12 protein-coding genes are annotated in these 12,354 nt (G+C 34.6%); 5 read left to right on the top strand and 7 right to left on the bottom strand.

The annotated features are described in order from the left end of the window. Positions 1-93 precede the first annotated feature (93 nt). Positions 94-882 carry an NAD(+) synthase gene (nadE, locus tag JF259_RS00545; RefSeq protein WP_199112014.1) on the bottom strand — a complete coding sequence of 263 codons (789 nt, stop codon included), beginning with the start codon at positions 880-882 and terminating at the stop codon, positions 94-96. A gap of 95 nt (positions 883-977) precedes the next feature. Here nadE and gldB point away from each other — a divergent pair, with 95 nt between their 5' ends. Both gldB and gldC read left to right on the top strand, forming a co-directional pair. Next, positions 978-1,940 carry a gliding motility lipoprotein GldB gene (gene gldB, locus JF259_RS00540; RefSeq protein WP_199112012.1) on the top strand — a complete coding sequence of 321 codons (963 nt, stop codon included), beginning with the start codon at positions 978-980 and terminating at the stop codon, positions 1,938-1,940. Continuing rightward, positions 1,940-2,275 carry a gliding motility protein GldC gene (gldC, locus tag JF259_RS00535; RefSeq protein WP_199112010.1) on the top strand — a complete coding sequence of 112 codons (336 nt, stop codon included), beginning with the start codon at positions 1,940-1,942 and terminating at the stop codon, positions 2,273-2,275. The genes gldB and gldC overlap by 1 nt, the downstream gene beginning before the upstream one ends. A gap of 279 nt (positions 2,276-2,554) precedes the next feature. Here gldC and rodA read toward each other — a convergent pair whose 3' ends face one another. From rodA to JF259_RS00505, 6 genes are all read right to left on the bottom strand, one after another. After that, positions 2,555-3,832, bottom strand: coding sequence for a rod shape-determining protein RodA (rodA, locus tag JF259_RS00530; protein WP_199112613.1), 1,278 nt, complete (start codon positions 3,830-3,832; stop codon positions 2,555-2,557). Then, positions 3,825-5,759, bottom strand: coding sequence for a peptidoglycan D,D-transpeptidase FtsI family protein (locus JF259_RS00525; RefSeq protein WP_199112008.1), 1,935 nt, complete (start codon positions 5,757-5,759; stop codon positions 3,825-3,827). The genes rodA and JF259_RS00525 overlap by 8 nt, the downstream gene beginning before the upstream one ends. A gap of 495 nt (positions 5,760-6,254) precedes the next feature. Next, positions 6,255-7,082 (bottom strand): rod shape-determining protein MreC, encoded by an 828-nt coding sequence (mreC, locus tag JF259_RS00520; RefSeq protein WP_199112006.1) that lies wholly within the window; start codon positions 7,080-7,082, stop codon positions 6,255-6,257. Positions 7,083-7,093: 11 nt separating this feature from the next. Further along, complete coding sequence (locus JF259_RS00515) at positions 7,094-8,122, bottom strand: rod shape-determining protein (protein ID WP_199112004.1); 1,029 nt, start codon at positions 8,120-8,122, stop codon at positions 7,094-7,096. Positions 8,123-8,288: 166 nt separating this feature from the next. Next, entirely contained in the window at positions 8,289-9,821 is a 1,533-nt protein-coding gene (gene purH / locus JF259_RS00510; protein ID WP_199112002.1) for a bifunctional phosphoribosylaminoimidazolecarboxamide formyltransferase/IMP cyclohydrolase, read from the bottom strand. Between the two features lie 508 nt (positions 9,822-10,329). After that, positions 10,330-10,785 (bottom strand): GAF domain-containing protein, encoded by a 456-nt coding sequence (locus JF259_RS00505; protein ID WP_199112000.1) that lies wholly within the window; start codon positions 10,783-10,785, stop codon positions 10,330-10,332. Between the two features lie 92 nt (positions 10,786-10,877). On the opposite strand from JF259_RS00505, the gene xrtF reads away from it, so the two are divergent. From xrtF to JF259_RS00490, 3 genes are read left to right on the top strand one after another with little or no spacing between them, the layout of a single operon-like run. Beyond that, complete coding sequence (xrtF, locus tag JF259_RS00500) at positions 10,878-11,429, top strand: exosortase family protein XrtF (RefSeq protein WP_199111998.1); 552 nt, start codon at positions 10,878-10,880, stop codon at positions 11,427-11,429. Further along, the gene (locus JF259_RS00495; protein ID WP_199111996.1) at positions 11,422-11,868 is read left to right on the top strand and encodes an exosortase F system-associated membrane protein; all 447 of its coding nucleotides are present in this window, start codon (positions 11,422-11,424) and stop codon (positions 11,866-11,868) included. The genes xrtF and JF259_RS00495 overlap by 8 nt, the downstream gene beginning before the upstream one ends. A 41-nt stretch (positions 11,869-11,909) precedes the next feature. Beyond that, complete coding sequence (locus JF259_RS00490; protein WP_199111994.1) at positions 11,910-12,326, top strand: HYC_CC_PP family protein; 417 nt, start codon at positions 11,910-11,912, stop codon at positions 12,324-12,326. Positions 12,327-12,354: the final 28 nt, after the last annotated feature.

Here is a 12,354-nt window from a genome sequence, read left to right as displayed (position 1 = left end):
AGCTTTAATATTATAATTTGGTTGAGAGATAATTATAATTGAGAGATTAAGCCATAAAACAAAGGTAGTAATTTTTTTACTACCCTGCAAGACTTAAATCAAGTTTGTGGGAATTTTACAAATAGGTATTGGTAACATTTTGTGTTTGTTAGCGGTGTTAAAGCGTTTGTAAATTTTAAAAACTTCTTGTTTCCTTCCAGAAAAATCTTCCGCTTTTTTACCATTATTGTCCATTTTCATAGCCCATTCCAATTCAGGGTAAGAGGCGCCAATTTGATCTTCATCAGTTCTGTCGTCTCCCCAAAGGCCATCGGTAGGGGCTGCATCAATAATTTCCTGTATAATTCCTAAATGTTCGGCTATTTCATAAACTTGGGTTTTTAATAAATCGGCAATGGGACTTAAATCAACGCCGCCATCACCATATTTTGTGTAAAAGCCAACACCAAAATCCTCTACTTTATTACCCGTTCCAGCTACTAAATAGTTGTTTAGTGCAGCAAAGTAGTAAAGTGAAGTCATTCGTAATCGAGCTCTGGTATTTGCTAAAGACATAAATCGATCTTCTTCATTTTTCACAGGAGGTAGGGCGGCTACCAGATTGTCAAAAACGGGTGTTAGGTTTACTTGAGTCATGGTTATGTTAGTAAAATTGGTTTTTAGCCAATCAATATGGTTTAAAGCTCTATTTACTTGATAAGTTGCTTGGTGTATAGGCATTTCTAAACAGAGAAGGGGTAAATTCGTTTTTGCACACAAAGTTGAGGTTACTGCCGAATCGATGCCTCCCGAAATGCCAATAACAAAACCTTTAACGCCTGCATTAGAAGCATAATCTTTCAGCCAATTAACAATATGGTCTACAACTTTTTCTGTCTGCATATTAAATGGATTTAAATCTAAGAATATTACCTTTGCAGACAAAAATAAAGTAAAGCCTTCAATATATAAAAAATTATAGCGTTTAAGTTTTAAATATGAAACATTTATTGCCTCTTATCGGTTTTATTGCTGTTGTATTTTCGTGCAAGACTGAAAATCAGATTGAAAAAACTATTGCAGCTATTAATATTGATGTGGATGTTGAACGTTATGATAAGTTATTTTCAGAAATAACCGTTCAGGGTTTGCCTAAGTTAAAACGGGCATATCCGTTTATGTTTGCCGAAAAATATAGTGATTCGTTTTGGATAGCTAAAAAGCAAGATACATTACAAATGCAATTGGCATCTGAAGTTGCTAAAGCCTTTCCAAATTTTAAAAATGAAGAAGCTAAAATCGAATCCCTCTTTAATCATTTAAGGTATTATTTCCCAAATTTTAATCCGCCACGTATTATCACTACGACATCGGACGTAGACTATAGAAATAAAGTGATTGTTACCGATACAATAGCACTTATTTCTTTAGATACGTATCTTGGAAGTGACCACGAGTTTTATAGTGGGATACAGAAGTATACAGTTCAAAACTTGCGTAAGGAACAGATTGTTGTGGATTTAGCAAATGAATACGCAAAAAGGTATACGTTTCAACAGCACAGAAAAACGTTGTTGGACGAGATGATATACTTTGGAAAGTTACTTTATTTTAAAGATGTGGTTATTCCTTTTGTAGACGAAAAAGAGCGTATAGGGTATTCGCAAGAACAATTGGACTGGGCTATTGCTAACGAAAGTTATATTTGGCGTTATTTTGTAGAACGCGAATTGTTGTTTAGTACAGATTCTAAGCTTCCAGGACGATTTATTAACCCAGCACCTTTTTCTAAGTTTTATCTGGAAGAAATAGACAAGGAATCGCCAGGCCGGTTGGGGCAATACCTAGGTTGGCAAATTGTAAGGGCATACATGGAAAAAAATAACGTTCCTCTAAAGGACATGCTTATAATGAGTGCAGAAGATATTTTTAATAATTCAAAGTTTAAACCAAGAAAATAATGTCTAAGAATAGAACATCAACAATAGAGCTTAATATAGAACTTGATGATAATCGCATACCTGAAAAATTAAAGTGGTCAGCGCAAGATGGCGGTATAAGTAATGAGGAGGCTAAAGCTATGATGCTATCGGTATGGGATGCTAATGCTAAAGAAACATTACGTATCGATTTGTGGACCAAGGACATGCCGGTAGATGACATGAAAGTGTTTTTTCATCAAACCCTAGTTGCAATGAGTGATACATTTAACAGGGCAACGCAAGATGAAAAGATGACAGCTACCATGAAAGATTTTTGTGATTATTTTGCTGAAAAACTGGAGTTAAAAAAGTAGGGTTAAATTTTTGGTTGTTGTTAAGTCACAGCTATCCTAAAGTTTGACTTAAGACAGCTGCACTTTTAGTAAGAAATTTATTTGTTTTCGATAGCTCTACTGAGCGAAGTCGAAGTGCACCAAATCACAGATTTGGCACTTAAACTGACATAAATTCTTTATCCATTATTCCCCTTGTTTTAGGTTTTTGAGTTAAGCCCGTTCATCTTAGTCAACCTCCCCTAGTTTGTTTGGATATTTGTCACTGTAAACTGCGACTGCGTACAGGATGCTAAATAATCACCATTCGTTGATTCGGTTAGAATCCAGTTTTATAAAAATAAATAATAAAATGGTGAAGGCCCAAAGTCCAGAGCCTCCATAACTAAACATAGGTAATGGAATGCCAATAGTGGGTATTAAGCCCATAACCATACCAATGTTAATGAAAAAGTGCATAAAAATAATAGCTGCAACCGAATAGCCATAGACACGACTAAATTGTGATTTTTGAAGTTCGGCCAAGTGTAGGACTCTAAGAATGAGTAATACGAAAAGTATAACGACAAATGAACTCCCTAAAAAGCCCCATTCTTCACCTACGGTACTAAAAATGTAATCGGTGTGTTGTTCTGGTACAAATTTCCCTGTAGTCCTAGTGCCTTCTAAAAAACCTCGTCCTGTAAGCCCACCAGAGCTAATGGCTTTTTCAGACTCGTTTAGGTTGTAGGCAAACGTTTGTTTCATACGTTTAAGTTTAGCAGGGTCTTTTTCTAATCGTAACCATAGACTTATACGATCTTGCTGGTGTGGTTGCAGGACGTTTTGATAAAAGAACTTAACGCCAAAGGATACCAATACACAACATATTAAAGTAATAATGGATTGGATTATAGAGGTGTGTTTTTTATTTAAGAAATAAAAAGCCAATATGCCAATAAAAGCAATTATGGAGGTAGTTGTTACGCCAAATTTTAGTGATAAAACAGATAATAAAACAATTATTATACTAATGGTTAAATAGTATTTTGGAAGCCCTTCCCTATACAAAACAAAAATAAAAGCAGCATAAACGAGTGTGCTTCCCGTATCATTTTGTAATAAAACCAAAAAAGCAGGGATGAACAGTATTAATAAAACTTTTAATTGATCTTTAAAACGTTTTATGTCGGTATTTAAATCACTCACAAATTTGGCAACGGCAAGCGCCGTAGCTGCTTTTGCAAATTCACTAGGCTGTAAGGTCATACCTCCTATGCCATACCAAGAAGTGGCACCATTTACATTTTTGCCAAATATAAAGAGCCCTACAAGGGATAGTAGAGCGATAATGTATATAATACTGGAAAAACGCTCATAAAATTTTGCATCAATGGCAAGTAAAACTACTATTAGGGCGAAGGTAAAAAAGATAAATATTAGTTGTTTGCCATAAGGTTGTGAAAAATCAAAGTAATTAATTGTTTCCCCTGTGTGCGATGCCGATAAGATATTTAACCATCCAAAGCCAACTAAAAGTAAAAAGAGCACGATGGTAATCCAATCAAATTTAAAATATTTATTGGTTTCCCTAACCATCATTCATTTTATTTAGCTGTTCTATCAATTTATTATAGTCGGGGCCATCGAGTACCTGTAAAGAGGTTTGGCCATTAATTTTAAAAGGTTCACCAGAGTAGGGTTTAGCGTACTCATCTTCTAAACTGTGCGATAAAATCCAATGTTCTAAATCAGTTCTCGTAATATATCCTTTAATGTGTTTTTCAATCATTAAACTGGCAACCTTTCCGGCAAACCGACTCCCCCAGTAGCCATTTTCAACAAATACGGCGAGTGCTATTTTAGGGTCTTCTTTTGGGGCAAATGCAACAAAAATAGAATGGTCTGTAAGCTGGGTTGTTACACCGTCAATCTTCATGAAATTTTCAGCAGTACCTGTTTTTCCACAAATTTCAATACCAGGTACTTTTAAATAAGTAGCAGTCCCATCGTTGTATACGTCAAACATTCCTTGTATGACAGGCTCGAAATTTATTTTATCTATGGTGGTGTATTTCCGGGTTGTGAATTTTTTAGGAATGGTGTCATCTTCTATTGCCTTTATGATGTGGGGCGTGTAAAAATAACCGCGGTTACCAATGGCAGCAACCATATTGGCTAATTGGATAGGCGTGGCTTCAACTTCCCCTTGACCTATAGCATTAGAAATGTTATAGGTTGATGCCCATCGCCCTTTTCCGTACCATTTGTCATAAAAGTTTCCATCGGGAACGCGTCCTGGACTACCAATTTTTAAATCATAACCTAAATAGTTACCTAATCCAAAACTTTTTACATGGTTGCTCCAAACATTTAATCCCTCAGCCGCAGTATCATACTTTTCAACAATGCGTCTGTATACATTTGCAAAGTAAGCGTTGCAGGATTGTGCAATACCTTGATTCATGTTTACCGGACTAAAGTGGTCGTGGCAACCGGTTAGTTTTCTACTTCCAAGGTAGTATCCCATCCTACAGCTAAATTTATCATGGGTACTAACTATATTCTCTTGCAAACCAATGAGGGCATTCAAGACTTTAAATGGTGATCCTGGTGGGTACTGCGCTTTTAATGCTCTGTTGAATAAGGGTTTTGCAATAGTGTCATAATGCATTTTAGAGTAGTTAGCAGATCGATTCCTTCCAACTAATAAGTTAGGATTATAACTAGGCGCAGTAACCATGGTTAGTATTTCACCGCTACTGGGTTCGATAGCAATAATGCCACCTCGTTTATTTTGCATAAGTAATTCGCCATAAGCTTGCAATTCAGCATCAATGGTGATGGTAATGTCTTTTCCGGGTACGGGTATTGTGTCAAATTCTCCACCCTTATAAGGGGCAATGTCCCTGTTAAACCGGTCTTTTTGAATGAATTTAATACCTTTTACGCCTCGTAATACTTTTTCATAAGAGACTTCAACACCTTCTGTTCCAATAAGATCCCCCATTTTATAATAGGGGTCTTTTTCTATAATAGCATTGTTAACTTCGCTAATACTACCTAAAACATTAGCACCTATCGTTGTTTGATAATGGCGTAAAGAACGTTTTTGAATGTAAAAGCCTTCATATTTTCGCATCTTTTCCTGTAAAACAGCATAGTCTTCTTTCGATAAATGAGACACGAAAACCGATGGGAGCCTAGGGGAATAATGATATGCTTTTTTATAAGTGGTTATAAATTTTTCTTTGTCTATTTTAAGCAATGCGCAAAACTCAAGCGTGTCCAATGGTTTGACTTCACGAGGAATAACCATGACATCATAAGAGGGTTGGTTATCTACCAAAAGCCGTCCATTTCTATCGTACACAAAACCGCGCTTTGGGTAGTCGTAAACTTTTCGTATGGCATTATCATCAAATAAATTATGTTCATTTGATGTATAAACTTGCAGATAGAAAAGTCTGGATATAAATAAAAGACCAACAAGTATTACAGATGCAAAAAGTAAGAGTTGTCTCATTTGGTTTTTCTACTAAAAATAATTGTTATTAACACGCATAATAAAATAGTAAATATACTTGAGAATAACGTTTTTTGTAGCACTAACATTATCTTGGAGATGCTAAATATTTCTAAATAAAATAAAATAATATGATGCAGAACAGTAAGCACTGTGATATAGGTTAGTTTAGAGCCAAAGTCAACTGCATCAAATTTCATGGTAAGGTGTTCGTATTGTATGCCAAAAGAAAATTTTAGAACCACAGGTCGTACATAAGCTATAAAAACACAAGCAGCGGCATGCATACCCCCAGAGTCTAAAAAGATGTCGACTGATAGTCCTAAAAGAAAGCTTATAAAAATAAAAAGAACACGATTGTTTTTAACTGGAAACAATATAATGAACAAGATATAGATATACGGATTGATGTAGCCTAAAAAATTAATATGGCTACATATTAGAACTTGTACTAAAACAAGTGTGAAAAAACGTAGAATATTTGCAGAGACAATATTATTCATTTTTGTTTTCGTTTAACAAATTGGTGATCTCTACTATATCAATGTTCTCAATTGTGTAAACATGCTCTATATTGGACATGTCGTTAAACAGCTTAACCTGTATCACATAAAAATTTTCGGCATCATCTAACTCAAAATCTGTTATTGTCCCAATAGGAATGCCTTTTGGAAATATTGAAGACCTTCCGGAGGTAACAATCGTATCTCCTTTTTTTACCGGTGCAATTTTTCCAAGATCTAATAGTTGTACAAAAGCAGGGCTTATGCCATCCCAAGTTAAAGAGCCAAAGTGGTTTGATTTTTTTAGTTGGGCACTTATTTGGCTGTTAGTATTTAAAATTGAAATAACGGTGGCAAAATTTTTACTTGTCTTATTGACTACTCCTAAAATGCCTTTACTTGTTATGACACCAAAATCTTGTTTTATGCTGTCGTTAGAACCTTTGTCAATTAATAAAATGTTATCGGTGGATGAATAACTGTTTTTAATAACCTTCGCTGTGCCAAATATAAATTGTTTATCGAAAGATAGACTATCTCTAAAGAGGGTGCCGTCCGCGGGTTGTTTGGTGTTATATAAAAGGGATTTTAGATAATTGTTTTCTTCGACTAAAACTTCATTTTGGGTTTTTAGATCAAAGTAGCCAGTAATATTGTTGACAGAATTATAAACGCCGCCAGTAATAAAGTTAGCAGAATTGATAAACTTACTTTTGTGATAAGAATGCGATTGGATTGTAAAAAGAATAGAGATAGTAAACAGCAACAAGAACAACAAAAAGGTTTTGTTTCTTATTATAAAATTGATAATTTGTTGCATGGTCTATTAGACTATTTTATCAATACGCTTTTGTATTTAGATAAGTTTTTAAGTGTAATGCCAGTGCCACGTACTACGGCTCTTAAAGGGTCTTCTGCTATATAAACTGGAAGATCTGTTTTTTGGGATAAACGCTTGTCTAAACCTCTAAGCATCGATCCTCCTCCAGCTAAGTAAATACCAGTGTTGTATATGTCGGCAGCTAGCTCAGGTGGTGTTTGTGACAGGGTTTCCATAACCGCATCTTCAATCCTTAAAATAGATTTATCAAGCGCTTTGGCAATTTCTCTATAAGAAATCTGCACTTGTTTGGGTTTTCCCGTTAATAAATCACGTCCTTGAACACTCATGTCTTCAGGAGGAAGTTCTAAGTCTTCAGTAGCTGCACCTATTTGGATTTTTATTTTTTCTGCAGTACGCTCCCCTACATACAAGTTGTGCTGTGTACGCATGTAGTATACGATGTCGTTTGTAAAGACATCACCCGCAATTTTTACCGATTTGTCGCATACAATTCCTCCAAGCGCAATAACAGCAATCTCGGTAGTTCCTCCACCAATATCGACAACCATATTGCCTTTAGGTTGCATAATGTCTACTCCAATACCTATTGCTGCAGCCATAGGTTCGTGTATTAAATAAACTTCTTTACCATTAACACGCTCAGCACTTTCTTTTACCGCACGCATTTCAACCTCCGTAATGCCAGACGGAATACAAATAACCATCCTTAAAGCAGGAGAGAAAAACTTTTTCTTTAAAGCAGGTATGTTTTTTATAAACATACTTATCATTTGCTCTGAAGCATCGAAATCTGCAATAACACCATCTTTTAGAGGTCTTATGGTTTTTATATTCTCATGGGTTTTACCTTGCATTAAGCTGGCCTCTTGACCAACAGCTATTATTTTACTGGTAATACGGTCTCTAGCGACTATCGACGGCGCATCAACAACTACCTTGTCATTATGTATAATAAGCGTGTTTGCAGTTCCTAGATCTATTGCAATATCTTCGGTTAAGAAGTCGAAAAAGCCCATGTGTTATATGTGATTTTTTTGAGGTTTAAAAACTAATCTTGTAAATGTAATAAAACTTGACAAATATGCGAGCTATAATTCTTATCTATATTTAATCAAAAACCATTAAAATGTTATACGTGTAAAATGGGTTTAATGGACGCTTAACTAAATTATAAATTTAATATTAGTGTTTAAAATGGCGAGTTCCAGTCATTACCATCGCAACGTTATTATCATTACAATAATCAATACTTAGCTGATCTTTTATAGAACCTCCAGGCTGAATGACAGCACTTATACCTGCATTTTTAGCAATTTCTACACAATCTGGAAACGGGAAGAACGCATCACTGGCCATAACGGCACCATTTAAATCGAAGTTAAATGACCCTGCTTTATGAATGGCTTGGTTTAAGGCGTCAACGCGACTTGTTTGGCCGGTTCCGCTAGCACAAAGTTGTTTGTTCTTAGCTAATACAATAGTATTTGATTTTGTGTGTTTACAAATTTTTGAAGCAAAAATCAAATCCTCTAGTTCGTTGGCTGTAGGTTTAGTGTGTGTGGCATTGGTTAAACCTTCTTTAGAATCGGTAATGTTGTCTTTATCCTGAACTAAAATTCCATTTAAGCAAGTGCGAACATTTGTTTGTGGTAAGTCAATGTTCTTAAGTATTAAAAGGATACGATTCTTTTTGCCTTTAAGAATCTCTAGAGCTTCTTCTGAAAATGAAGGCGCAATAACAACTTCACAGAATAAGTTATGGATTTCTTCGGCAGTGGCTTTGTCAATTTCAGTATTACTAATTAAAATACCTCCAAAAGCAGAAACAGGATCCCCTGCAAGCGCATCAATATAAGCTTTATGTATGGTGTCGCGTTGGGCTAGGCCACAAGCATTATTGTGTTTTAATATGGCGAATGTAGGCGCATCGTTTTTAAACTCATTCATTAAGTTAACGGCTGCATCAACATCTAACAAATTGTTATAGCTTAATTCTTTTCCGTGAAGTTTAGTGAAGATGTCATCAAAGTTTCCGAAGAAAAAACCTTTTTGATGTGGGTTTTCACCATAGCGCAAAACTTTGCCGTTGGTTTCACTAATCTTCAATACAGTTTCTTCATTGTTATTGTTAAAGTAATTAAAGATAGCTGTATCGTAATGAGAGGATACGTTAAACGCTTTTGTAGCAAAACGCTTTCTGTCCTCTAAAGAAAGTGCACCGTTTTGAGTTGTGATAAGTTCTAAAAACGCACTGTAATCGTTAACAGAAGCAACACATACAACATCTGCAAAGTTTTTTGCAGCTGCACGAATTAACGAGATGCCTCCAATATCAATTTTTTCAATAATATCTTGTTCGCTGGCACCCGATGCTACTGTTTTTTCAAAAGGATATAAATCAACAATAACAGCATCTATCTGTGGAATTTCGAATTCAGCTAATTCAGCAACATCTGTTTCGTTGTTTTGACGATTTAAAATCCCCCCAAACACTTTAGGATGTAAGGTCTTTACACGACCACCAAGAATGGAAGGGTAAGAGGTGATATCTTCAACAGGGACAACATCAATACCTAAATCGTTTATAAATGCTTGTGTGCCACCAGTAGAGTAAATCGTAACGCCTTGTTCGTTTAGTGTTTTTACAATGGGTTCTAAGCCATCTTTGCTGAATACCGAAATTAAGGCAGATTTGATAGTTTTTTCGTTGCTCATTATTGTTGTGTTATGTTTGAAGGTTTCCCTGGTAAAAGGAAATAAAATTTTGTGATTATTAAGCGTTTATGGTGCTTTGTTGTTTATGAGTGCAAAAGTAATTATTTCAACTAAAATATAGGCTTAATCCAATTAAAAAACAACGTGTTTTTTTTAGTTGAATCTATATTGTGTATTAGAACTTTGTCATGAGATTGTAAAACACAATAAAAACAAGTGTTTTCTTGATTTCAGTGTTTAAATTTAACTCGATATAAGAAAATCATTTGATTTCAACACAAAGTCCCTTCGGAATTCTATGTAATCTGATATGATTTTCATTCAAAAACTGTCAATCTGAGTGATTTTTCGAAGAAAAATAGTATCGAAAATAAGTTTTTGAATATTGGTTGGTTTTAACATAGAAACTCACGTTAAATTTAAGAACACAACATATGTGAAGTAATTTGAAATAGCAACAAATTTTTTTAACACATATATTGGGGTTAAATGAATTGAGAGGGTGGAACTATAAAATTTTGGACACTTCATTGCAAACAAACTCTAAAAAATGTTCGTCTTTTTCACTAAATGGATCGGGTGTGTTCGAATCGATATCTATTTGACCAATGTTTTTTCCGTTTACAAAGATTGGGATTACGATTTCGGCTTTTACTGTAATACTGCAGGCAATATAGTTGTCTTGGGCTGAAACATCGGGAACCACAAAGTTTTTATTGCTCACAGCAACCTGCCCGCAAATGCCTTTTCCAAAAGGGATAATCGTGTGTTCTGTAGGTTCGCCAACATAGGGGCCTAAAATAAGCTCTTCTTTATCGCCGTTTCTAAAATAAAAACCAACCCAGTTGTAATAAACTATTTGGTTCTCCAATAATTTACAAATGGCAAATAGGCGCTCGTTGGTTGCTTTTTTTGTATTAGTAGTAATGGATATTATTTGTGGTTTTAATGTTTCAAACACCATAATTTCAAAAGTTTTAGTAAAAGTATTTAAAAAGCTGTAAATTCGATATTACGTTTGGTATAAATTTAATCCAGTAATCTATTAAAGTTTTTTTGAGAGCACTCCTAATTCAATATAAAACCGTAATTAAGTTTATACTTACTTTTTTGATTGTATATATCGTTTTATCGTTGTTGTACAAAGCCTATTTGCAGTATGCAATCAATACTAAATATTATCCGGATTATGTGACAAATTTAGTAGCCAAACAGGTTGGAGTTTTGTTGAATGATATTGGGTATGAAACACAAGTATTGGAACATTCGGATGAGCCTTCAATAAAACTTATTGTTAACGGTAAATATTTAGCACGAATTATTGAAGGGTGTAATTCGTTAAGCGTTATTATTTTATTTTTAGCATTTGTTGTTGCTTTTGCAGGAAGATTAAAGACGACTATTTTGTATGTAATTTGTGGTGCTGTATTAATTTATATAGTAAATTTAGTCCGCATCGTTTTTTTTGCAGTTGCCTTGTACCATTATCCGTGGCGAAGCGAAGTATTACATAGTGTCGTGTTTCCGGGGATAATTTATGGCATAGTATGTTTACTGTGGGTATTATGGGTAAATCGTTTTTCAAATTTGAGTAGAGGGAATGAATAAATTCACCAGATATACGTTGCTTTTCTTGCTGTTTGGAGCATTGGTGTTGATCCGGTGGTTTGAAAATGAATTGTTTTACGATCCGTATCTTATTTTTTTTAAGAACGATTACCTTTATCTGGACAACCCCAGGCGGGAAGTGTTTAAACTTACAATGTTTACAGGCTTGCGTTATACTTTAAACAGTATTATATCTTTAGGGATATTGTATGTTATTTTTAAAGAAAAAAGCATGGTCAAGTTTTCAGCTTTTATATATGTGGTTGCTTTTGTGGTATTGATTCTTATTTATTTGTATTTTGTAATCAACCCAAGACAGCAGGACTATTATATGTTTTTTAACGTACGTCGTTTTTTGATTCAGCCTGTTATTTTACTTTTACTTTTACCCGCATTTTATTACTATAAATTGAAACGCAGGTTGTTAAATAATTTGTAAAAAAGACATGGGTATTTGATTTTTTGTACTTTTGTTTCATTATGAGATCGGTTTTTACTAAAATAGTATCCTTTTCAATGGCCTTTGTAGTATTGTTTTCTACAATGTCTTTTACCATTGATATGCATTATTGTGGTGATACTTTGGTAGACACGGCCATTTTTTATAAAGTAGAAACTTGTGGCATGGAAATGCAACAAGCATCGACAACTTCAGATTGTTCGGTAACTAAAGAGGGGTGTTGTAACGATAAGCAGTTAGTAGTTGATGGTCAGGATGAGTTACAGCTAAACCTGCATAAATTATCGTTAGATAAACAATTATTTGTTACCTCGTTTATATACACTTATCTTAATCTTTTTGAAGATACAAGTAAAGAGGTTACGCCTTATAAGGCGTATAAACCGCCATGCGTCATAAAGCAAATCTTCAAGATTGACGAAAGCTATTTAATTTGATTTTTAAACTTTAGAGCGATACACCTCA

This window comes from Snuella sedimenti (assembly GCF_016428595.1).
Classification (GTDB): Bacteria; Bacteroidota; Bacteroidia; order Flavobacteriales; family Flavobacteriaceae; genus Snuella; species Snuella sedimenti.
This window is presented reverse-complemented; position numbering and strand designations above follow the sequence as displayed.

What these genes read in the sequence shown, in the direction of transcription:
- nadE (WP_199112014.1), bottom strand. Translation starts at nt 882, where the DNA reads ATGCAGACAGAAAAAGTTGTAGACCATATTGTTAATTGGCTGAAAGAT.
- gldB (WP_199112012.1), top strand. Translation starts at nt 978, where the DNA reads ATGAAACATTTATTGCCTCTTATCGGTTTTATTGCTGTTGTATTTTCG.
- gldC (WP_199112010.1), top strand. Translation starts at nt 1,940, where the DNA reads ATGTCTAAGAATAGAACATCAACAATAGAGCTTAATATAGAACTTGAT.
- rodA (WP_199112613.1), bottom strand. Translation starts at nt 3,832, where the DNA reads ATGGTTAGGGAAACCAATAAATATTTTAAATTTGATTGGATTACCATC.
- JF259_RS00525 (WP_199112008.1), bottom strand. Translation starts at nt 5,759, where the DNA reads ATGAGACAACTCTTACTTTTTGCATCTGTAATACTTGTTGGTCTTTTA.
- mreC (WP_199112006.1), bottom strand. Translation starts at nt 7,082, where the DNA reads ATGCAACAAATTATCAATTTTATAATAAGAAACAAAACCTTTTTGTTG.
- JF259_RS00515 (WP_199112004.1), bottom strand. Translation starts at nt 8,122, where the DNA reads ATGGGCTTTTTCGACTTCTTAACCGAAGATATTGCAATAGATCTAGGA.
- purH (WP_199112002.1), bottom strand. Translation starts at nt 9,821, where the DNA reads ATGAGCAACGAAAAAACTATCAAATCTGCCTTAATTTCGGTATTCAGC.
- JF259_RS00505 (WP_199112000.1), bottom strand. Translation starts at nt 10,785, where the DNA reads ATGGTGTTTGAAACATTAAAACCACAAATAATATCCATTACTACTAAT.
- JF259_RS00495 (WP_199111996.1), top strand. Translation starts at nt 11,422, where the DNA reads ATGAATAAATTCACCAGATATACGTTGCTTTTCTTGCTGTTTGGAGCA.
- JF259_RS00490 (WP_199111994.1), top strand. Translation starts at nt 11,910, where the DNA reads ATGAGATCGGTTTTTACTAAAATAGTATCCTTTTCAATGGCCTTTGTA.